Source organism: Amycolatopsis sp. NPDC043885 (assembly GCF_056435685.1).
Map to the genome: position 1 here is coordinate 623,117 of NZ_JBWKEA010000001.1, position 20,244 is coordinate 643,360.

The 20,244-nt window shown below is 68.2% G+C and carries 22 protein-coding genes; 12 read left to right on the forward strand and 10 right to left on the reverse strand.

What is annotated here, in order from left to right; all coding sequences use genetic code 11:
* Positions 1–195 precede the first annotated feature (195 nt).
* Positions 196–1,194 carry a hypothetical protein gene (locus tag AC069I_RS03165; RefSeq protein WP_478264755.1) on the forward strand — a complete coding sequence of 333 codons (999 nt, stop codon included), beginning with the start codon at positions 196–198 and terminating at the stop codon, positions 1,192–1,194.
* A gap of 115 nt (positions 1,195–1,309) precedes the next feature.
* Here AC069I_RS03165 and AC069I_RS03170 read toward each other — a convergent pair whose 3' ends face one another.
* From AC069I_RS03170 to ddaH, 3 genes are all read right to left on the reverse strand, one after another.
* The gene (locus AC069I_RS03170; protein WP_478229543.1) at positions 1,310–1,969 is read right to left on the reverse strand and encodes a glycoside hydrolase family 75 protein; all 660 of its coding nucleotides are present in this window, start codon (positions 1,967–1,969) and stop codon (positions 1,310–1,312) included.
* 105 nt (positions 1,970–2,074) lie between these two features.
* On the reverse strand, positions 2,075–2,731 hold the full coding sequence (locus AC069I_RS03175; protein WP_478231386.1) for a polysaccharide deacetylase family protein: 657 nt from the start codon (positions 2,729–2,731) through the stop codon (positions 2,075–2,077).
* A gap of 91 nt (positions 2,732–2,822) precedes the next feature.
* Positions 2,823–3,668 (reverse strand): dimethylargininase, encoded by an 846-nt coding sequence (gene ddaH, locus AC069I_RS03180; protein ID WP_478229541.1) that lies wholly within the window; start codon positions 3,666–3,668, stop codon positions 2,823–2,825.
* Between the two features lie 73 nt (positions 3,669–3,741).
* Between ddaH and AC069I_RS03185 the strand changes: the two genes are divergently transcribed.
* From AC069I_RS03185 to AC069I_RS03200, 4 genes are all read left to right on the forward strand, one after another.
* Entirely contained in the window at positions 3,742–4,188 is a 447-nt protein-coding gene (locus tag AC069I_RS03185) for an Lrp/AsnC family transcriptional regulator (protein ID WP_005151923.1), read from the forward strand.
* A 57-nt stretch (positions 4,189–4,245) separates the two neighbouring features.
* Entirely contained in the window at positions 4,246–4,998 is a 753-nt protein-coding gene (locus AC069I_RS03190; protein ID WP_478229540.1) for an enoyl-CoA hydratase, read from the forward strand.
* Between the two features lie 287 nt (positions 4,999–5,285).
* Entirely contained in the window at positions 5,286–7,193 is a 1,908-nt protein-coding gene (locus AC069I_RS03195; protein ID WP_478264756.1) for a 2-oxoacid:acceptor oxidoreductase subunit alpha, read from the forward strand.
* Positions 7,190–8,257: a 2-oxoacid:ferredoxin oxidoreductase subunit beta gene (locus AC069I_RS03200; protein ID WP_340684843.1), complete on the forward strand. Its 1,068-nt coding sequence runs from the start codon at positions 7,190–7,192 to the stop codon at positions 8,255–8,257. The genes AC069I_RS03195 and AC069I_RS03200 overlap by 4 nt, the downstream gene beginning before the upstream one ends.
* A gap of 64 nt (positions 8,258–8,321) precedes the next feature.
* On the opposite strand, the gene AC069I_RS03205 is transcribed toward AC069I_RS03200, so the two are convergent.
* Positions 8,322–9,635 carry a sunset domain-containing protein gene (locus tag AC069I_RS03205; RefSeq protein WP_478264757.1) on the reverse strand — a complete coding sequence of 438 codons (1,314 nt, stop codon included), beginning with the start codon at positions 9,633–9,635 and terminating at the stop codon, positions 8,322–8,324.
* A 15-nt stretch (positions 9,636–9,650) separates the two neighbouring features.
* On the reverse strand, positions 9,651–10,676 hold the full coding sequence (locus AC069I_RS03210; protein ID WP_478229546.1) for a polyprenyl synthetase family protein: 1,026 nt from the start codon (positions 10,674–10,676) through the stop codon (positions 9,651–9,653).
* Positions 10,677–10,754: 78 nt separating this feature from the next.
* Between AC069I_RS03210 and AC069I_RS03215 the strand changes: the two genes are divergently transcribed.
* On the forward strand, positions 10,755–11,003 hold the full coding sequence (locus tag AC069I_RS03215; RefSeq protein ID WP_478229537.1) for a hypothetical protein: 249 nt from the start codon (positions 10,755–10,757) through the stop codon (positions 11,001–11,003).
* Between the two features lies 1 nt (position 11,004).
* Here AC069I_RS03215 and AC069I_RS03220 read toward each other — a convergent pair whose 3' ends face one another.
* The gene (locus AC069I_RS03220; protein WP_478264758.1) at positions 11,005–11,310 is read right to left on the reverse strand and encodes a DUF6204 family protein; all 306 of its coding nucleotides are present in this window, start codon (positions 11,308–11,310) and stop codon (positions 11,005–11,007) included.
* 179 nt (positions 11,311–11,489) lie between these two features.
* Here AC069I_RS03220 and AC069I_RS03225 point away from each other — a divergent pair, with 179 nt between their 5' ends.
* Entirely contained in the window at positions 11,490–12,149 is a 660-nt protein-coding gene (locus tag AC069I_RS03225; protein WP_478264759.1) for a hypothetical protein, read from the forward strand.
* A 112-nt stretch (positions 12,150–12,261) separates the two neighbouring features.
* A complete protein-coding gene (locus tag AC069I_RS03230) occupies positions 12,262–12,897 on the forward strand; it encodes an SRPBCC family protein (RefSeq protein WP_478229535.1) in 636 nt (211 codons plus the stop codon).
* Here AC069I_RS03230 and AC069I_RS03235 read toward each other — a convergent pair.
* The 3 genes from AC069I_RS03235 to AC069I_RS03245 form a co-directional block, all read right to left on the reverse strand.
* Positions 12,873–13,613, reverse strand: a complete 741-nt coding sequence (locus AC069I_RS03235) for an HNH endonuclease (protein WP_478229534.1) — start codon at positions 13,611–13,613, stop codon at positions 12,873–12,875. The genes AC069I_RS03230 and AC069I_RS03235 overlap by 25 nt on opposite strands.
* Complete coding sequence (locus tag AC069I_RS03240; RefSeq protein ID WP_034310707.1) at positions 13,610–14,797, reverse strand: AAA family ATPase; 1,188 nt, start codon at positions 14,795–14,797, stop codon at positions 13,610–13,612. The genes AC069I_RS03235 and AC069I_RS03240 overlap by 4 nt, the downstream gene beginning before the upstream one ends.
* A gap of 150 nt (positions 14,798–14,947) precedes the next feature.
* The gene (locus AC069I_RS03245; RefSeq protein ID WP_478229533.1) at positions 14,948–16,093 is read right to left on the reverse strand and encodes a hypothetical protein; all 1,146 of its coding nucleotides are present in this window, start codon (positions 16,091–16,093) and stop codon (positions 14,948–14,950) included.
* Between the two features lie 305 nt (positions 16,094–16,398).
* Between AC069I_RS03245 and AC069I_RS03250 the strand changes: the two genes are divergently transcribed.
* The 4 genes from AC069I_RS03250 to AC069I_RS03265 are packed head-to-tail and all read left to right on the forward strand — an operon-like array spanning position 16,399 to position 19,486.
* Positions 16,399–16,815 (forward strand): hypothetical protein, encoded by a 417-nt coding sequence (locus AC069I_RS03250; protein WP_478264760.1) that lies wholly within the window; start codon positions 16,399–16,401, stop codon positions 16,813–16,815.
* A complete protein-coding gene (locus tag AC069I_RS03255; protein ID WP_478264761.1) occupies positions 16,815–17,429 on the forward strand; it encodes a DUF3558 domain-containing protein in 615 nt (204 codons plus the stop codon). The genes AC069I_RS03250 and AC069I_RS03255 overlap by 1 nt, the downstream gene beginning before the upstream one ends.
* Complete coding sequence (locus AC069I_RS03260) at positions 17,429–18,706, forward strand: PPE domain-containing protein (protein ID WP_478264762.1); 1,278 nt, start codon at positions 17,429–17,431, stop codon at positions 18,704–18,706. The genes AC069I_RS03255 and AC069I_RS03260 overlap by 1 nt, the downstream gene beginning before the upstream one ends.
* Positions 18,707–18,733: 27 nt before the next feature.
* Entirely contained in the window at positions 18,734–19,486 is a 753-nt protein-coding gene (locus tag AC069I_RS03265; protein WP_478264763.1) for an ESX secretion-associated protein EspG, read from the forward strand.
* Here the strand turns inward: AC069I_RS03265 and AC069I_RS03270 are convergent.
* Entirely contained in the window at positions 19,439–20,221 is a 783-nt protein-coding gene (locus AC069I_RS03270) for a helix-turn-helix domain-containing protein (RefSeq protein WP_478264764.1), read from the reverse strand. The two genes, AC069I_RS03265 and AC069I_RS03270, sit on opposite strands and share 48 nt — an antisense overlap.
* Between the last annotated feature and the right edge of the window lie 23 nt (positions 20,222–20,244).

The following is a 20,244-nucleotide window of genomic DNA, read 5'->3' on the forward strand; positions in this document are numbered from 1 at the left end:
ACGGTCTCGGGAGTGTGAGGGTGGTGGGGGCGCGGGGGTGGGGGTGGTGGGGGGGGGCGTTTCGGGTTCTAACCCGAAACGCCACTCACGACCAACCCGACCCAGTTATCCACAGCCAGCGCTTCTCTTCACCTGTTTATCCACAGATTCGCTTCATGCCCGCCGTGACCGTCGCCGGACGGCGATCGTGGGAAGGTGCCCACCCACAGCCGCTGGTCCGAGGCTTCGATCCCGGCCGAACAACGCCCGAGCTGGCCGGTCCTCCTGGCGGAACAGCATGGAATCGTCAGCACCCGGCAACTTCGTGCCTATGGCCACACGGTGGCCGATATCGAAGCCAACCTCGAGGCCGGACGCTGGCAACGAGTGCTACCGCGCGTCTATGCGATGTTCACCGGCGCCCTCTCCAGGTCCGCCAAGATTCACGCTGCCCTGAAGTACGGGGGCGGCCACGCCATCTTGAGTCATCGCACCGCCGCCGAAGAATGGGGACTCGTACCGATCGTCGAAGGCCCGGTCGAGATCACGGTTCCGTACACGTTTTCAGCTGTCTCGTGCCCACCGCTGGTCATCGTGCACCGCTCGCGCGCCTTGCCGCATATCGCGACCGGCACAGTGCCACCCCGGACTCGCCTGACGGACACGATCGTCGATCTGGCCACCGCGCAGAGAACCCCGAAACTCGCCACCACCACGGTGGTCGATCTGACCAGTCGCAGCAAAGTCTCCTTGCGCGCAATGGAGGAATGCGTATTTCTCAGACCTCCGTTCCGCTACCGGCCCGCCATCCGGCACGGCCTCGCACTTCTCGGCGGGGGATTGATGTCAGCATTGGAGGTGGAATACAAGGAAACGGTCGAGGACGCCCACGGCCTTCCGCCGGGCAGTCGCCAAACGCCCTTCGAAGTGAAGGGAAAGATCCTCTGGGAAGACGTCACCTATGACTCGCACGGTGCCCCGGTGACGGTCAGGCTCGACGGCCGGGCCACTCACGCGATGGCGGACATCGCCTTCCGTGACCGGGAACGGGACAACGCGGCGGAACTGGCCGATCGAGCGCGTCTCGTCTACGGCTGGCATGACGTGCGGAAGTCATCGTGCGAAGTCGCCGCGGAGGTCCGCATCGTCCTTGTCCGAGAGGGCTGGGATCCGACCGGCGGCCGCGCCCCGACGCGCCTGCGGTGCGGCAAGTGAGCGACAAGGCCACGGTGACCGATGGGTACCGGTGGTCGTGAGTGGCGATTCGGGTTAGAACACGAATCGCCACTCACGACCGACCCGACCCATCGCCTACCTACCCCTCACTCGTTCACCCGACGAACTTCGCCGCCAGGGCCTGTCCGACCGAGGTCGACTTCCCGTGGTCCTCGATCGGCGAAACCTTCGAGTTCTTGAAGCAGATGTAGGTCACGCCCGAGCCGACGCCGCCGTTCTTCGGGTCCGGGTTGATCCCCAGCGCCTTCGCGGCCGCATAGGACGCTTCGCCGATGATGTCCTTCGGACCGGTGTCACCGATGACGGTGTAGAGCACCTTGTCGTTGTAGATCACCGCGCACGAACCGGCGCCTTTGAGGCCGGCCTTCTCGAAGTTCCACGTGCCGCTGATGCTCGGCACGACGACGTAGGGCGTCTGGTCGGCGATCAGCGCCTTGCCGTCGGAGCGCGGATACGCGGTGCCGTCCTGGAACCACGGGTCCGTGTTCTTGTTGCACCGCGCGGTCGGCTGCCCGTCGCAGTCGACGTCCATGTCGGCCTTCCAGAACACGGCGCCGCCCGCGTCGCAGACCGCGATGGTCCGGCCGGTTTCCTCATCGGTCTTGTACTTGCCGTTCGACACCTGCTTGCAGCTGGTGGTCTTCGCCAGCAACTGCTGCGCGGTCGGGGCCGCCTCCGGGGATGCGGCGGCCGTCGCCGCGGGAGCCAACCCGGCGGACACGACCATCGCCGAGAACAGGAGCAGTTTCCGCATACCGAGCACCCCTTTGTTAATAAAACTTCTTTACCGAGGGTGCTCAGAATGCCTTCGCCGCCGTTTCAGCTCAAGGGTTATTTTCCCACCACGCAAAGAAAACGGTCAAAAGCGGGCAAGCCTGGCGACCCGCGCCATAAGCCGTCCGGCTCGACGGTACAGGCCCTCCCGCTCACCGAGCACACTGTCGATCCACTCCTGGTCGACGTCGTGCAGGACCTCGATCCGAGGCCGTAGCCAGCCGTCGACCGAAGCCGCGCCGCCTTCGGTCGTGTAGACCCTCGTCGCGCCGAAACGCCGGAGCCTGCTGAGCACCCGCCGGTCGTAGGCGCCGAACGGCGGCGCGTACGCGCGCACGGGTTTCCCGCTCAAGTCCGCGAGCAGTTTCGGCGCGGTTTCCAGTTCACGCCGGGCGTTCCGGTCGTCCAGCCGCCGCCAGTCCCGATGCTCCCAGCCGTGCGAACCGATCGACATCCCCGCCTCGACCAGCTCGCGAAGGCCGTCGGCGTCGAGGAAACCCCGCTGCCCGATCCGGCCCGCCAGCGGGAAGAACTCAGCCGTGAGATCGCGCTCCACCAGTCTGGGGAGCGCGATCTCGACGTCCGAGGAGTTGCCGTCGTCGAAGGTGAGGCTGACGTCTTCGCGTCCGGCCACCGTGTCGAGCACCCGCTCGAACTGTTCGACCGTCACCCAGGTTTCGTTCTCGCCAGGATCCAGCGCGCGCACGGGTTTGCCCACGCCGCCGATCGCCAGGATCACCATCCGCGCCTCATTCGGGACCGAGTGAATTTCCCGATTAATCGAATTGGCGAATGGAGTAGTTACACGATCCCGCAAGATGTCCCCGAACGGATTACTTGCGGATCTCCAGGGTGCAGCACTTCGGGCCGCCGCCCGCCTTCCTGAGCTCGGAAATATCCAGGAAGACGACCTCGTAACCGCGTTCGGTCAGCCGCGCCGCCAATCCGGTCGCCTCGACCGGCAGGACGACGTTGCGGCCGTCGGACACCCCGTTCAGGCCGAAGCACTCCGCGTCGGCCCGGTCCGCGATTACCGCGTCCGGGAACATCCGCTCCAGCACCTTCCGCGACCCGGCCGAGAAGGCTTCCGGGTAGTAGGCGATCTGGGCGGACGTGGTGTCGGTGGCCTCGGCGAGCACGAACAGCGCGGTGTCGAGGTGGTAGTAGCTCGGGTCGATCAGCCGCAGCGACACGACCGGGACGCCAAGGACCTCCTGCGCTTCGGCGTGCGCGGCCGGGTCGGTGCGGAAGCCGGTGCCGGCGAGCAGGACCTTGCCGGTCCAGGCGAAGTCGCCTTCGGCCTCGTTGATCTTCTCGGGCATGGTGATGTCGCGGTAGCCGTGCTCGACGAACCAGCGGCGGAAGTGCTCGGCCTCGGCGGTGCGCTGCGGGGCGCGGAACCGCGAGCCGAGCACGCGTCCGTCGACGACGGTGCCCGAGTTCGCGGCGAACACCATGTCGGGCAGGCCGGGCTGGGCCTCGATCTCCTCGACGGTGTGGCCGAGGCGCCGATAGGTGTCGCGGAGTTCGGTCCATTGCGCCATCGCGGTGTCGATGCTGACCGGGACGGACGGGTCCATCCACGGGTTGATGACGTAATCCACCGCGAAGTACCGCGGCGGGCACATGAGGTAGCGGCGCGTCGTGGGTACACGGGGCTGCTGCTCCAGTTCCGGCATACCCGAAGGGTATGGCTCACTAATTCCGCAATCAATCGCTGTTCGCTGCGCACATACCTGCTAAACATTGCGTGTGAACACCATCGACCAGCGAATCGTTTCATGCCTGATGGCCAACGCGAGGTCCAGCTACGCCGACATCGGCAAGGTGGTCGGCCTGTCCGCGCCCGCGGTGAAGCGACGGGTCGACAGACTGCTCGAAACCGGGGTCCTGCGCGGGTTCACCGCGGTCGTCGACCCCGAAGCGCTGGGCTGGGGCACCGAGGCGTTCGTCGAGATGACCTGCAACGGCAACATCACCCCGGCCAGGATCCGCGCCCGGCTGGAGCCGTTGCCGGAGGTCGTCGCGGCGTACACGGTCTCGGGCGCGGCCGACGCGATCGTCCATCTGCGCGCCTCGGACATCCACCATCTGGAGACCGCGCTGGAACGGCTACGCGGGCTGGAGATCGTCGACCGCACGGTGTCCACCGTCGTCCTTTCCCGGCTGTTGGAACGCCCGCCGACCCCCGAGGCATGAACCTTTCCCGGCTACTGGAACGCCCGCCGACGCCCGAAGCGTGACACCCTCGTCCCCGTGACCGATCAGATCCACTCCAGCCACGACGGCGGCGTCGCCGTGCTCACCATCGACGCGCCCGCGACCCGCAACGCACTGACCCTCGACCTCTCCGCGCAGCTCGCCGAGGCCGTTTCGCGCGCCGAAGCCGACGAAAGTGTCCACGCTTTGGTCATCACCGGCGCACCGCCGGCCTTCTGCGCGGGCGCGGACCTGGACACGCTCGCCGGCGCCAGCGAGGACGGACTCCGCGCCATCTACGACGGATTCCTCTCGGTTGCGCGGTGTCCCCTGCCCACGATCGCCGCGGTCAACGGTGCCGCCGTGGGCGCCGGGCTGAACCTCGCGCTCGCCGCGGACGTCCGCATCGTGGGACCGAAGGCCAAATTCGTGGCCAGATTTCTCGATCTGGGCATCCATCCCGGCGGCGGGATGACGTGGATGATCCAGCGGCTCGTCGGACCGCAGAAGGCCGCGGCGATGACACTCTTCGGTGAAGTCGTCGGCGCCGAAGCCGCCGTCGAATGCGGGCTCGCGCTCCGGCTCGTCGACGGCGACCTGATCAAGACCGCCCGTGAACTGGCGAAACCCGCCGTCTGCGCCCCGCGCGACGTCCTTCTCGCGACGAAGCGCACGCTCCGGCACACCTCGTCGCTGACCGACCATTCGGCCGCCGTCGACGCCGAGATCGCGCCGCAGCTGGCGTCACTCACCGCACCCGCGTTCACCGAACGGCTGGCCAGGCTCAGGGCCTCGATGACCGGCCGATGACCGTTCCTCGACCGGACTTCACTACGCTGGAAGGAGATACGGCTCACAATCGAGCCGCATCGCCGACCGTTACCATCGGTAACAGATAAACCGGTTAATCCCCGCTCAGCGGCGAGCTCAGGACACTCCAGGAGTAGGACCAGACCGTTTTACGGCAACCTGGAGAGTGTGCCGAGGACTAACCTCGGGACATGGCACCTGTGACCTGGCCGACAGCCGGGCGAGGCACGCCGATCCCCGGCACGGCCGGGGACGACGCACGTCGGGAGAGAGGGAATCCCTGACCTATGAGCACGAGTGCGAACGGCAACGGCTCCTTGTCGGCCGTCAGGCCCACCGAGGTCGCCAAGCTGGACCGGGTGGTCATCCGGTTCGCCGGTGACTCCGGTGACGGCATGCAGCTGACGGGCGACCGGTTCACCTCCGAAGCGGCCGCCTTCGGCAACGACCTGTCGACCATGCCGAACTTCCCCGCGGAGATCCGCGCGCCGCAGGGCACCATCCCCGGCGTCTCGAGCTTTCAGGTGCACTTCGCCGACTACGACATCCTGACGCCGGGCGACCGGCCGGACGTCCTGGTCGCCATGAACCCCGCCGCGCTGAAGGCGAACCTCGCCGACGTCCCGGCCGGCGGGACGATCATCCTCAACACCGACGAGTTCACGAAGCGGAACCTGGTCAAGGTCGGCTTCGAGAACGATCCCCTCGACGACGACACCCTTTCGGCCTATCAAGTCCACCGGGTGGCCATGTCGACGTTGACCAGGGGCGCGCTCGAAGAGACCGGCCTGTCCAAAAAGGACGCCGAACGCGCGAAGAACATGTTCGCGCTCGGGCTGCTCTCGTGGATGTACCACCGGCCGACCGAGGGCACGGAACGCTTCCTCCGCGAGAAGTTCGCGAAGAAGGCCGACATCGCCGAGGCCAACATCCTGGCCTTCCGCGCGGGCTGGAACTACGGCGAGACGACGGAGTCGTTCGCGACGACGTACGAGGTCGCGCCCGCGAAGCTGAACCAGGGCACGTACCGCCAGATCACCGGGAACACCGCGCTGGCGTACGGCCTGGTCGCCGCCGGGCAGCAGTCCGGCCTGCAGATCCTGCTGGGCACGTACCCGATCACCCCCGCGTCGGACATCCTCCACGAGCTGTCCAAGCACAAGAATTACGGCATCCTCACCTTCCAGGCCGAGGACGAGATCGCCGGCATCGGCGCCGCGCTCGGCGCCTCCTACGGCGGCGCGCTGGGCGTCACCTCGACGTCCGGGCCCGGTGTCGCGCTGAAGTCCGAGGCCATCGGTCTCGCGGTGATGACCGAACTGCCGCTGGTCGTCGTCGACGTCCAGCGCGGCGGCCCGTCGACCGGCCTGCCGACCAAGACCGAACAGGCCGACCTGCTGCAGGCGATGTTCGGCCGCAACGGCGAATCCCCGGTGCCGATCATCGCGCCGCTGTCCCCCGCCGACTGCTTCGACGCGGCGATGGAGGCCACCCGGATCGCGCTGAAGTACCGCACACCGGTGTTCCTGCTGTCGGACGGCGCGATCGCGAACGGCTCCGAGCCGTGGCTGATCCCGGATGTCGAGGATCTGCCGGATCTGCGCGTGGAATTCGCCACCGAGCCGAATGCCGAGGACGGTTCCGGGGAATTCTGGCCGTATGTGCGTGACCCCGAGACCCTCGCCCGAGCGTGGGCGGTGCCGGGCGCCGCCGGCCTCCAGCACCGCATCGGCGGGCTGGAGAAGGCCGACAAGACCGGCCACATCTCCTACGACCCCGACAACCACGACAAGATGGTCCGCCTGCGCCAGGCCAAGATCGACGGCGTCGACGTCCCGGACCTCGTCGTCGACGATCCGAGCGGCGGCAAGGCACGGGTGCTGGCGCTCGGCTGGGGCTCCTCCTACGGGCCCATCGGCGCCGCGTGCCGCCGCGTCCGCAAGGACGGCATGCCGATCGCGCAGGCGCATCTGCGCCATCTCAACCCGTTCCCGGGCAACCTCGGCGACGTACTCCGTTCGTACGACACCGTCGTCGTCCCGGAAATGAACCTCGGCCAGCTTTCGATGCTCCTGAGGGCCAAGTACCTCGTCGACGTGAAGTCGTACACGAAGGTCGCCGGGCTGCCCTTCAAGGCCGAAGAGCTGCAAGGCGTCTTCACGGAGATCATCACCAGTACGGAGGGGGCGAAGTGACCGCGATCGACCTGGGGATCCCCACTCTCGGCGGCTTGGACCTTGTGCCGACCGAGACCGAACCGCAGAAGGCGAAGGACTACAAGTCGGATCAGGAGGTCCGCTGGTGTCCCGGCTGCGGGGACTACGTCGTGCTCAACGCCGTGCAGTCGTTCCTGCCGACACTCGGCCTCAAGCGCGAGAACATCGTGTTCATCTCGGGTATCGGGTGCTCGTCCCGGTTCCCGTACTACCTGAACACCTACGGTATGCACTCGATCCACGGCCGGGCGCCGTCGATCGCCACCGGGCTCGCGACCGCGCGGCCGGACCTGTCGGTGTGGGTCGTCACCGGTGACGGCGACGCGCTGTCCATCGGCGGCAACCACCTGATCCACGCGTTGCGCCGCAACGTGAACATCAAGATCCTGCTGTTCAACAACCGGATCTACGGCCTCACGAAGGGCCAGTACTCGCCGACGTCCGGGCCGGGCATGGTCACGAAGTCCACCCCGATGGGCTCGGTCGACACCCCGTTCAACCCGCTTTCGCTGGCGATCGGCGCCGAGGCGTCGTTCGTGGGCCGCGCGCTCGACTCGGACCGCAAGGGACTGACCGAGGTGCTGGAGGCCGCCGCGAAACACCGCGGGTCGGCGCTGGTGGAGATCTACCAGAACTGCCCGATCTTCAACGACGGCGCCTTCGACGTCCTCAAGGACAAGGACGAGGCCGCGACCCGGCTCATCCCGCTGAAGGCGGGCGAGCCGATCAAGTTCGGGCCGCAGGGTGAATACGGGGTCACGCGGAGCGGCTGGGCAGGCCTGGAGGTCGGGAAGGTCGCGAACATCGGCGAGGAGAACCTCGTCGTGCACGACCCGGCGATCGAGGACACCTCGTACGCGTTCGCGCTTTCGCGGATCGGCGACCAGAACCTGAACCACGTGCCGACCGGCATCCTGCGGCAGGTCGAGCGGCCCACCTACGACGACCAGGCGCGTGCCCAGGTCGCGGAGGCCCGGGCCGCCCGCGAGCCCGACCTGCAGGGGCTGCTGCGCGGCAAGGACACCTGGACCGTCGTCAGCTAGCCCAGAACTGCAATGAAGGGGCCTTTCATCGCAAATTTTGCGATGAAAGGCCCCTTCATTGCAGTCAGGTGAGGGGACGGAAGCCCACGCGCTCCGCGTCGGCGGCCGAGCGGAACCAGACCTCCGCGACCATCTTCGGGAACTGCGGCGAGTCCTCCGTGCAGTACCGCAGCGCGGTCACGCTGGCCTTGACCGCGAAGTCGTCGGCGGGACGGCCACCGCCCGGCCGCGGCATCGCCGAACCGGGACCGAACGGACCTGGCGGGACGGACTCCGTCACCGGAGCGACCTGCCGCGCGGGCGGGGGCTCCGGGGCCGGCATCGCGTCGCCGGGCTGGACGGCGGGCTCGAACAGCGAACCGCTCTGCCCACCGGACAGTTCCGGCTCACGACGTTCGATCGCCCGCATCGACGGCTGGATCGGCTGTGGCGGCTCGAAACCGCCGAGCACCGCACCCCGCGGCGTGCGCTTGGGCAGCACCTGGGTGGCTTCGGCGGGCGACTCGGGCTGCTCCGAGTCGAGGGGACCGGCCTTCGCTTCTTCGTCGGAACCGAAGGCGTACGCGGGCGGGTCGTGCAGCTCCTCTTCCCGCTCGAACCAGTTGGTCTCGACGGGGGGCTGCTCGGTCTCCACGCGCGACGCGGGGCTGAACAGCGAAACCGGCTCCGGCTGCGTCTCGGCGCCTTCGGGGTCCAGCTGCATCTCCAGGCGGGACCGGTACGGCCCCTCGCCCGGCGACGACGGCTGCGGCTCGGGTTCCGGCTCCGGCTCCGGCTCGACGTCCAGCTTCGACGCGGGCTGGAGGTAATCGGTCGCCGCGGCGACGTACGGGTTCTCGGGCTCCGGCTCGGGTTCCGGCTCCGGCAAGGCCGCCGGGATGTACTGCGTCCGCTCGGCCGAGGGCTCCGGGTCCGGCTCAGGCTCCGGGTCCGGCTGGGGCGCGGTGCGGTACTCGGCCTCGTACTCTTCTTCAGGCTCGAAGATCTGCGTCGCGGAGTGCTCCGGCTCCTCGGCGGTGTCCTCGTGCACGTCCTTGGCGGGCTCCTCGGCAGGCTCGGTCCACTGCTGGGCGGGCTCCTGCTCGGTGAGCGTCTCGGGGTACGCGGGTTTCGGCTCCTCGACGGCCGCGAACTCCTCGTCCAGCTCGTCGTGCGACGGCTTCGCGAGGTACGCGGTCCCGCCGGCGACGGCCGCGGCACCCGCGCCGAGGCTCACCCCGGCCGGCAGCCTCGACGTCTCGGCGTGCGCGGTGGCCAGCGAGCTTTCCAGCTCACGGATGCGTTTGCGCGCCGGGAGCACCAGCACCAACCAGGTGAGCAGCGCGCCGACGACGAACGCCAGCAGACTCCACAGCCAAACCTGTCCGAAAATGGACATCTAACCTGCCCTTTGTCAATGCGTTCGTGCGACCAGGTAGTCGGCGACCGATTCGCAGGCGTCCCGGGCGGGCGACGCGGGCAGCGCCGCGAGTTCGGCACGCGCCCGACGAGCGTAGTCGGAAAGAGTTTCGCGTGCGCGTTCGAGTCCGGACGAGGCACGCAGCAGGTCCAGGGCCTCGGCGACCAGCTTGTCGTCCGAGATCGGGCCCGACAGCAGCTCGACCAGGCGCGGATCGGTGGCCGGGTCGGCCAGCGCGTACAGCATCGGAAGGGTGCGGACGCCTTCGCGCAGGTCTGTTCCCTGCGCCTTGCCGAGCTCGTCCGAGGCGGACGCGATGTCGATGACGTCGTCGGAGATCTGGAACGCCGTCCCGACGATGTCGCCGAAGCGGCGGAGCGCGTCGATGTAGTGGTCGGGCGCGCCGGACATCATCCCGCCGAACCGGCCGGAGGTGGCGATCAGCGAGCCGGTCTTCTGCGCGATGACCGTGAGGTAGTGCTCGACCGCGTCGTCGCCGTCTGCCGGGCCGACCGTCTCGCGCATCTGCCCGGTGACCAGCTCGCCGAAGGTCTCGGCGATGATCCGGGCCGCGTCGGTGCCGAGGTCCGCGACCAGCCGCGAGGCGTGCGCGAACAGGAAGTCGCCGGTCAGGATGGCGATGGTGTTGTCCCAGCGGGCGTTGACGCTCTCCGCGCCGCGGCGCATCGTCGCCTCGTCCATCACGTCGTCGTGGTACAGCGTCGCGAGGTGCACCAGCTCGACCGCCGCCGCGGCGGTGACCACCTGGTCGCCCTGCTTCGGCCCGAACTGCGAGGCCAGCAGCGTGAACAGTGGACGGAAACGTTTGCCGCCCGCCTCGACCAGGTGCGAAGCGGCGTCCTCGACGGCCTTGACGTCACTGCGGACGACCTCGCGGAGCAGCGTCTCGACGTCGGCGAGACCGGTCGCGAGCGTGCGCAGGAGCTGCTCGTCGGCGATCTGGAGCCCCACGGACGCGCGCAGGTCCTCGATGGCACCACCTGGGGCAGGTGAAGACACAGACACGTCGGCTCCGCTCTCTTTGACACCGTTCGGGGTTGCTCCCAGCGTAGTGGCTACCCGCTGAGGCCCGTTGACGTGCTGTCCAGGGGAAACGGTGACGAAGATGACACCCCCGCCGAGTATCCCGCCCGCTTCGGCGCGAACTGGGGGAACAACATGGGAAGTCCGGATGATTCCGGCGACAGACCGGCGTGGAAGCCTCCCGCCGAAGACCACCGCGAGCAGCGTTCGACGGTGTGGATCACCGTCGTCCTCTTCGCCGTGTTCATGGCGGTGATGCTGGTCGTGGCCGTGCTCGTGGTGGGCGGCGTGAAGGCGGCCTGAGTCAGCGGCGGCGGATCTTGATGTCGTCCATGCAGGTCGCCTTGCCCGCGACGTCGCGGTACGGATAGCCCTTGGCGTCCAGCAGTTCCATGACCTTCAGTTCGGCTTCGTCGAGCACGTCCCGCTCCTCTTCGCCCCGCAGCGTGATGCGGAAGGTGAACGCGCCGAGGTGCGCGCTGTAGCTGAGCAGGCCGTCCTCGGTGAACCCCATCACCTGATGCTGATCAAGCTCGGCGAGCAGCCCGGCGCGGGTGTCGGCGTCGGGGTGGTCGAACTTGCCGTTGACGAGGACGCGGTAGGTCGGCATGCGCTCGAATATACAGACCTGTATCCGGATACGAATCAGAATATCCAACGGGTCTCCATGATCCACGGTCGAGTGAAACGACCGTCACGCGCGCAACGGGCGAATCCGACACGCAGATAGTGATGACAAAGGAAGAACGGCCAACCGGCTCGCTCTCCGTCACGTGAGGAGGACGTGGAATGCGCATCACCATCGCAAGCCGGGCAGGCCTGGTCGGCGCGCTGCTGCTGGCGGGTCTCGGTGCCGGGGTGACCCCGGCCGCCGCGTCGAACCCCGCGGGCGTGGCCTCGCTCGGCTCCGCCGCCTTCACCAAGGGCACCTCGGCGCCGATCTCGATCGCCTCGCTCGCCGACTGCGCGGTCGAGGGACCGACGAGCAACTCGTCCGGAGTCGTGACCAGGACCGGGATCACGTTCGGTGGCGGCACGTCGACGTGCACGACCACCGTCGTCGACCCCGAAAACGACGTCACCACGACGAAGTCGGAGGCCAAGGGGCAGAACTTCGAGCTGTCGGCGCTGGTCTCGTCGAGCGGGCCGCGGATCAAGATCAGGTCCTACTCGGTCAGCTGCACGGCGACCCAGACCAGCACCAACGCGAGCTGGACCTACGGCGGCGCGACCGGGCTCGGCACCCTGCCGTCGCCGGTGCCGGTCGGCTACGTCAAGCCGATCACCAAGTCCAACGGCACCCTGCTCGCCGAGGCGATCTTCAACGAGCAGACGTTGCCGGGCGACGGCAGCATCGGGCTGACCATGCTGCGGATCAAGTTCGCCCCCGGCTCGAACATCACCGGCGAAGTGGTCCTCGGGCGTACGGCCTGCTCCCCCACTCCGTAAGCCATCCCGCCGGGAAAGGGGCGTCCGGGACTCACCGGGCGCCCCTTTTCCATTCTGGCTTATATAAGTCTCGGCTGATATCTTGTCGGCAACCGAGCCGAGGAGGGCACCGATGGTCGACGTGACCAGCCAGATCAACTCCGTCCAGCGCAGGCTGGGCAAGCGCGTGGTCGAAGCGGGCGAGGCGGTGACGGCCACCGTCAGCCAGGTCTACGACACCGGCCTCGACGACCTCTGGGACGCCTGCACCAATCCCGAGCGCATCCCGCGCTGGTTCCTGCCGATCAGCGGCGATCTGCGCGTCGGCGGCAAGTACCAGCTCGAAGGCAACGCGGGCGGAACGGTCGAGCGCTGCGACCCGCCCAAGAGCTTCGCGGCGACCTGGGAGTACGGCGGCGACGTCAGCTGGATCGAACTCCGGCTGAGCCCCGAAGCCGACGGGCGCACCCGGTTCGAACTCGACCACACCGCCGTCCCCAACGAGCACTGGAACCGGTTCGGGCCCGGCGCCGTGGGCATCGGCTGGGACATGATGCTGAACGGGCTCGCGCTCCACCTCGAATCCGGCGAGGCCGCCGACCCCGAGGCCGCCATGGCCTGGATGACCAGCGAAGAAGGCGTGCGGTTCATGACACTGAGCAACGACGCCTGGTACGAGGCCGACGTCGCCAACGGGACGGACGCGGCCACCGCCCGTACCCGCGCCGACGCCACCTTGGCCGCCTACACCGCGCCGCCGGAGAGCTGAAGGTCCTCGGCGAGCTCCGGGGCGCGAAGCAGGTCGATGAGCTCGTCGTCCGCCCGGAACACGGCGCGGGCTCCCGGCATCCCCGCCTGCCGGAGCATCGCGTGGAGGACGTCGGCGTGCGGCTGGTCGAGCAGGGTCCAGACCATCGCGCGCCGTTTCCCGTCGTCCCCCAGTTCGCGCGCGGCCCACCAGCCCATGACGAGCGCGCTCACCTGGTTGACCGCCGTTTCCCGCCCCCGCGCCAGTTGCGCGCGATTCAGCCCGCACACCTTGATGGTCTGCTCGCCCTTTTCGGTCAGCGCGCGGTAGGTCCCGATCGACAGCACCAGGAACAGGTGCTCCAGCGGGTCTTCGGCGGTCGGATCGATGAGCAGGCTGTCGCCGTCTTCGTCCACCGGGAAAAGGTCGCGTTTGTGGTGGCTGTTGCAGTACTCGCAGGCGAGCACGTGGTTGAGCCAGTCGAACGCGCGCCCCGGATTCCGCGCGATCGGCTCGAAATGGTCCACAGTGGACCCGAGGCCGTCGCCGCAGTACATGCAGTAGCCGCGGCCGGCGGCCATCACGTCCAGACCGGCCCGTAGAGAACGCCGCACGGCACGCGAAACCCGCCAGAGCCGCCGGGCTTCTTTCGTGTCACCGGGAGGGATCCGCGCCGTCAGCTCTTCGAGATCGGCCACCACCCGCCCCGGCAGCGCGATCCGGCGGATCCCGATCACCGATCGTCGGCCTCGAACCGCCTGGCCACCTCGTCGACCCGGCTCGGCGGCGAACTGCTCAGCATGCCCCGGAGGCGTTCCCATTCCCGGACGCCGTTCGCGTCCGCGCGGCCGGACGCCACCTGGAACTCCAGCTCGGCCAGATGCTCCCGCAATTCGACCGCCTGCGGCGAATACGGCGTGTCCAAGCCGAAAAGATCGGACAGCACGGCGTCGTCGCCGGAGCCGAACACGACCCGCTCGTACAGCTCCTCGGAGACCACCCGCGGCGGGACGTCCTCATCGGGACCCGAAAGCCGGATGAGGCCGCCCGGATCGGCGGCCTGGCAGACGTAGGGGCTGTGCGTGGTGACGATGAACTGGATCCGCGGGAAATGCGCCTTGAACCACGACCCCATGCGTTTCTGCCACGACACGTGGAGATGCGCGTCCACCTCGTCGATGATCACGACACCGGGACTCTCGTGGTCGAGGCCGGCGCCGTCGAGCTGTTTGAGCAGGTCGACCACGAGCGCGGTCACCGTGCGATAGCCGTCGCTCATCTCGCGCAGCGGGAACCGATCGCCCCGGTACTCGACCCAGAGCCCGTCCGAATCGACGTCCCGGATCCGGTAGCCGCCGGGCAGGAGACCGTCACCGAGGATCTCCAGCGCCGCGTCCTTCAGTTCACGGGCACCCGCTTTTCCTTCCAGGGCACGGAGATGCTGATTGATCAGCCAGGTGACGCCCTCGGCGAGCGAAGCGTCTTCGTGGAACAGGCTGGCCATCCGCGCCAGCGATCCCGCGCCGCGCATCCACGACTCGGCCTCGCCGCTCCCGCCCGCGAGCCGCCGGAACGGCCCGTACGCCGCGCAGAACGGCTGGCCCGGCGGAAGCCCGGAGATCGGCAGCAGGCCGGAGTCGAGCCAGCGGACCTCGACCGGCGCCGGGCCCTCCTCGCGCATCACCGACAGCTCGATCGACCCGGACGTCTGATCGTTCGAGATCCAGCTGCCGGCGTCCGACAGCAGCCCCCAGGCGACGTCCGGCGCCGCCGCGACCGCGATCGCGCGCAGCAGCGAGGTCTTGCCGGAACCGTTGCGCCCCGCGAGCACCACCCAGCCAGGGCCGGGCAGCCGGAGGTCGACGGCGCGGGCGCCGCTGAAGCCGCGGATGTTCTCCAGCCGGACCCGCTCGATGTACATGGAGAAAGCTTAGTGCCTGTCGGCGGAGCTGAGATGTGGCCGGAACGGGACCATACGCGTGAACCCGCCCGGCCGAAGGCCCCGGGGGCGCCCTGTCCGCCTCTGTCGATCGCGGTCGCGGGTTCACAGACACTTACGACGGCGCGGACGTCACCTGGCCACCCGGAAGTGGGTCGCCATCACGAGCTCCATCACGGCGTGCGCCTTGGCGACGTCCACGGCCGGGAGCGCCCTGGACCGCGGCCATTCGTCGACGCCCCTCTCCTGCTGCGACGAAATCAGCAGCCGGACGTGCCCGCGCGAGGCGAGATTCCCGAACGGCGAGACGTACATGAGGAATTCGCTCTCGTCCTTGGTGCGAAGGGTGACTCCCGGATTCCCGCTGAACGAGTGCTGACGATGGTCTTTGAAGGTGCCCTTCGGATCCGCGTGCCACTCGCCGGGCGCGCCGCCGTTCGCGGTGACCCCGGCTTCGATCTGCACCCGATGGCGCGGTTCGACGAAGTAGCAGGAACCCGGCGTGGCGATCGGCTCGAACTCCGGCCCGAAGGTCTTCTTGACCGCATCCCGGAACACCGCGCACTCGACGTTCGGGTCGGCGGCGCCGGCGGCCAGGATCACCTCGGCTCCCGCGGGCACCTGGGCCTCGACCGCCGGATCGCAGGTCTCACCCTTGCTGGTGGAGACCCAGTTGGCGCAGGCACCGACGCGGGCGCTGTCCTGAGCGTCCGGCGGGTAGACGAGGTCGCGGGGCAGCTTCGCGGCTCCGGCGGTGGCGAAGTCTCGGAGGAGCCCGCAGTCCTTGCTCCGGCTCTGGATCCCCAGCTCGAACTGGACCGCGCGTTGGAAGCTGACCGGCACGGTGATCGCACAGCCGTCGACCGAGCCCTCGCGGCGGGACTCGACCTGGTAGGCCTTCACGCCACCGAGATCGACGACGGCTCCGTCGTTCCGGAGAGCCGCGTGGGCAGGGTCCACGTCCTGGACGTAGAGCAGGGCCATGTCTCCTCGGACGAGCGCGCACCGTTTCCTGCCGTACTTCACCTCCGGACGCGTGGTCGCCAGTGCGGCATCCAGCGGCTGCCGAAGCGCGTAGGTGACACGATCGATCAGCTCGCAGAAGTCGGTCGCGGCGAGAGCGGCGTCGACGGCTTGTTCGTCACGATCCGCGGGACGCGGTTGCTTGGGCTGCCATTTCGGAAACTGCGGTGGCGGCGGGGGCGTCTCCACGGAATCCGTACAAGCCGCCAGTAACCCGACGAGTACTGCGCCGAGAATCACTCTTTGAAACTTCATTACGCAGAGTGTGCAAATTCGACACCTGCTCCACCAGGAAGAACCCGGTTTCCTGAGGCATGTTCACACGATTGATTTTCACGGATAGTCACCAGGTTCGCCGACGCTATTCAGCGGGGAGCGGGACTTTATGCAGCCGGGTTCACCGCCCCGGGAACCCTGGTAATCTTCCCGGCGTCGGATTACGCAGGGTGCATCGGGGAGACGCGCCTTGTAGCCACGGGAGGGGCAGATGACGACGGTGACTTCGGGGCGGCTTCGGCCATTCAGCGAGGAACGTTTCACGGCGCCAGGGGTGCATGGCCATGCCTGAGGGTTCGCCGACCTATGAACCGGGCCTGCGTTGGAGCGAGGTCGATCGCTTCCGGCCCAGCGGGGGTTCCTACGGGACGCCTGTTGCCCAAGGGGCGGGGTTCAAGTACGACGAGGCGACCCTCCACGAGCTGGTGAAAGAGTGGACCGACCTCGCCCAGGAGTACCGGGACGACCTCGTAGACGCAGAGTTCATCGCCAAGGTTGAGCCCCCTGGGCGGGAATACGCGAGCGAAGACAACGCCACAATCACCCGCCAGTCCGGTCAGGCGCTCGTGGATGCCCTCAATCAGCGCGTCGCCTACTGCAAAAATATGGCCGCCAAGTACGTAGCGGCGCTAGGCAAGTACGCCACTGCGGACGAACACGCCAGAACGGTCATCAACCAGCAGTCGGAGGGCATCGCCTGATGCGACGCACCATTCTCATCCTTAGCGCGACCGCCCTGGGTCTCTCCGCGTGCTCGACGCCAACCACCAATGGCACCCCCACACCCAGCACCGGCGGGGCAAGCCCGAGTCAATCGGGCTCGGCTAGCCTGCCGCCTGGTGTACCGAAGGTCGAGCAATCGATCGACGTGACACGGTTCAAGCAGGCCCCCTGCACTGTCCTCACGGATGCACAGGCCAAAGACCTCCTCGGACCTACTACCGAATCCAAGCAGCGAGACGGCGCGGCGGGTCCTGCCTGCAGGTGGACCGTGCCTTCATCTCTCAATCCACGGATCGACGTGGTCTTTGGCAACGGTCCAGATGGAGGCACAGCTAGCGTGTATGCCGCCAAGGGGAAGGCCTACAAACTGGTCGAACCGCTTGAACCCATTGATGGTTACCCAGTAACTGCATACGGCGTCACGGACCGCCGCGCCGAAGGCGACTGCTCAGTCTCGCTAGGTATCAGCGACACGCAAACCATCGGCATCGCGTTGCTCCAGTCCGAGGCGAACATCGGCAAGAAGGACCCCTGCGACGCCGCCCGTGAAGGCGCGATCAGGGTGCTGGCCACCATCCGAGGGGGCAACTGATGCCTGCAGGACCGCTCACCGCAGCTCAGATCTATGAGCAAGTCACCGGAGGTGAGGGCACTGGCTCACTCTCCGAAGCACAGGTCCGTGCCTTCGACCTGACCGCCAAGCACCACGAGCGCGCGCAGAAGCTCTCCGCGCTCACCCAGAAGACCATGGCCGGCTGGCAGGGTGGCGCCAGCGACGCGGCCGCCGACGCGACGAAGCCTGTTGTGGAAGCCGCGTACGACGACGCGATGCATCTGGCCGTGGCGCAGTCGGCGATCAGCGCGCAGATGGACGCGTTCGGCACCGCCAAGAACTCGGTCAAGCCGGTGCCGCCCGAGCAGCCCGCCCCGACGGCCGAGGACGTCAAGGCTGTCATGAGTGGCGGTCTGGTCGGCTACTGGAGCAAGGTCCAGGGGTATCAGGCCGACAGCCAGCACAACATCGACACCTTCGCGAGCTACCATTCGGCCAGCACCGCCAACGGTGACGAGCTGCCCGCCCAGTACGCGCAACTCACCGACCCCGGCGGCAGCGTGACCCTGGACGAAGGCGGCGCCGGGAAGCCTGCGGTGAGGGGGTTCGGCGACGGCTCCGACGGACGCGAATACGGTGTCGGCGAGCCCTACCGAGGTCCGAGCGGTCCCAGCGGTCCCGGCGGGCCGAGTGGCCCCAACGGGCCGAGCGCACCGGGCGCAGCTGACAGCGGCCCGCAGCCTGGGCAAGGGCCCCAGCCGGGTCACCAACAGACCGGCGGGCAACAGCGGCCGGACGACGGGACCCGCGCGAATTCGCACACGCCGCCCCAGACCACTCCGGTCGTGCCGCCGGCGGCGAACCTCGACTTCGGGCCGACCGGCAAGCCGAACCCCACGTACAACACGCCCGGCGCTTTCCCGCCCGGGTACGGCCCGGGAACGACCGGGCCCACGCCGTACGGTCCGGGCACGGGCGGCAGGTCACCCGGAGTACCGAGCGGCGGCGGTTTCCGCGGACCAGGTGGGACGGGTGGAGTAGGCGGGCCCGGACAGCAGCCCGGCATGGGTGGCCGAAGCGGCGCCGGGATGCCCGGTGAGGGCGTGGCCGGTCGCGGTGCGGCGGGAGCAGCGGGCTCGACCGGTCGGGGCGGGGCGAACGGGATGCCGATGGCGCCCGGCGCCGCTCGCGGGAAGGGCGAGGATGACAAGGAGAAGAAGGCTCCGGCGTACCTCCAGAACCCGGATCCCGACGAGACCTTCGGCGGTTACACCGAGAAGCCGATGCCGCCGGTGATCGGCGAGAAGAAGAAGTAGCACCACAGTCCCAGGGGAGGGAGGCACGTGGTGCTCGCGCGCCCGGTCGAGATCACGCTCGACACCTTGTTGACCGCGTTCCGTCACGCCGGCTGCGGAGATCCGCATCTGATCTTCGCGGGCGGGCTGCGCTATATCCCGCCGTCGTCGCGGAACGGGGAGGAAAGGACGGCGTTCGAGGAGCTCGGCGGGCTCGGGTTCACCGAGGGCAAGCGGCTCACCAGCGACTTCGAGGACGTCCTGCACATACTCGACCGGCCGAACACCGAGTACTACGCGACGTTGCGAACCGAGACGGAGCAGTACAACGTGCTCGTCGCCGTACGCGGACGGGCCGCGGTGACCGCGATCTGCGAGGGGAATCGCGTGTGGCTGAAAGGCGTGCGGACCGCCGACCGCGCGGCGGCGCTCGTGATGAACCTGCCCGAGTACCCGCCGGCGCGGTTCGCCCCGTTCTCCTTGCCCCAGGACGACTTCAACGGCGACAGTGGGGACGGTCTCTACGACGAGCCCGAGTCCCGAAGCCGCGAAGCACGGCAGCTGGACGAGGTCTTCGAGCAGCCCTATTTCGGTGTCGGTTTCTTCGCCGCGGCCATGCGCCCTGACGGGGGAAAACGCACAGAGGCCACGGACGGCCTGTCCTATCTGGACCTCGACTCCGGACGGGTGGCCATGCACGTGAGCGGTTCTCCCCGGAACCGGTACATCACCGTCCTGCCCGGCGAACCCACGTTACTGGCCCAGAAAGTCGCCGCGCTGCGGGCAAGTCTCGACCACTGACTCGATCAGGCGCACCGACCGCGCCGGATCCAGCGCGACGGCGTCCACAGTGGACCGGAGGTAGGGCTCGACATCGCAGGGCCGGTGCAGGAACAGCCCGCATCGCCGATGTTCCAGGTACACCACCGGTGGGGCGTCGCCGAATTCCAGCAAAACGTAGGCATCACCCGCATGTGCCCCGGCGGCGAACGGGATGACCCGGAGTTCGACGGTGGGCCGCTCCGCCATCGTGATGAGATGCCGAAGCTGATTCGCCATCACCCGCGGCCCACCGACCTGACGGTGCAGCGCCGCTTCGTCGATATACGCAACAAACCTCTTCTGCCCTGACAGTTTCTGCCGCACTCCCGGGGCCGCCGCCCTCGCGTAGGAGGGAGTCCACAGCAGATCGGGCAGGAGCGTTGCCCCGAAAGCGACGATCTTGGTGGCCTCCTTTTCGTACTGCGCGAGCGTTTCACTCTGGAAGGACGTGTCGGCGAACCACCACTGCCCGCTGTCGCGAGACAACGAGAGCAGGGCCTCTCGCCGCTCCCCGGTGACCTGATAGACCGCGAGCAGCGCCGACACCTCCTCGGCGGACGCCGCGCGGAGGCCGGTTTCGATCCGGCTGATCGTCGACTGGGACCACGCCAGTTTGTCGGCCACTTCGGTCGCGGCCAGTCTGGCGGCCTTCCGCGCGGCTCGCAGTCCGTCGGCGAGGGCCCTCGCCTGGGGTGTGGGTCTCGGCTTCGGCATCGCGACCACCCTGCCCGATGCGC

Excerpts from the sequence above, each read along its gene's own strand:
- AC069I_RS03270 (WP_478264764.1), bottom strand. The coding sequence starts at position 20,221 with ATGCCGAAGCCGAGACCCACACCCCAGGCGAGGGCCCTCGCCGACGGA.
- AC069I_RS03260 (WP_478264762.1), top strand. The coding sequence starts at position 17,429 with ATGCCTGCAGGACCGCTCACCGCAGCTCAGATCTATGAGCAAGTCACC.
- AC069I_RS03255 (WP_478264761.1), top strand. The coding sequence starts at position 16,815 with ATGCGACGCACCATTCTCATCCTTAGCGCGACCGCCCTGGGTCTCTCC.
- AC069I_RS03225 (WP_478264759.1), top strand. The coding sequence starts at position 11,490 with ATGCGCATCACCATCGCAAGCCGGGCAGGCCTGGTCGGCGCGCTGCTG.
- ddaH (WP_478229541.1), bottom strand. The coding sequence starts at position 3,668 with ATGCCGGAACTGGAGCAGCAGCCCCGTGTACCCACGACGCGCCGCTAC.
- AC069I_RS03250 (WP_478264760.1), top strand. The coding sequence starts at position 16,399 with ATGCCTGAGGGTTCGCCGACCTATGAACCGGGCCTGCGTTGGAGCGAG.
- AC069I_RS03220 (WP_478264758.1), bottom strand. The coding sequence starts at position 11,310 with ATGCCGACCTACCGCGTCCTCGTCAACGGCAAGTTCGACCACCCCGAC.
- AC069I_RS03245 (WP_478229533.1), bottom strand. The coding sequence starts at position 16,093 with ATGAAGTTTCAAAGAGTGATTCTCGGCGCAGTACTCGTCGGGTTACTG.
- AC069I_RS03170 (WP_478229543.1), bottom strand. The coding sequence starts at position 1,969 with ATGCGGAAACTGCTCCTGTTCTCGGCGATGGTCGTGTCCGCCGGGTTG.
- AC069I_RS03175 (WP_478231386.1), bottom strand. The coding sequence starts at position 2,731 with ATGGTGATCCTGGCGATCGGCGGCGTGGGCAAACCCGTGCGCGCGCTG.
- AC069I_RS03195 (WP_478264756.1), top strand. The coding sequence starts at position 5,286 with ATGAGCACGAGTGCGAACGGCAACGGCTCCTTGTCGGCCGTCAGGCCC.
- AC069I_RS03230 (WP_478229535.1), top strand. The coding sequence starts at position 12,262 with ATGGTCGACGTGACCAGCCAGATCAACTCCGTCCAGCGCAGGCTGGGC.
- AC069I_RS03205 (WP_478264757.1), bottom strand. The coding sequence starts at position 9,635 with ATGTCCATTTTCGGACAGGTTTGGCTGTGGAGTCTGCTGGCGTTCGTC.
- AC069I_RS03240 (WP_034310707.1), bottom strand. The coding sequence starts at position 14,797 with ATGTACATCGAGCGGGTCCGGCTGGAGAACATCCGCGGCTTCAGCGGC.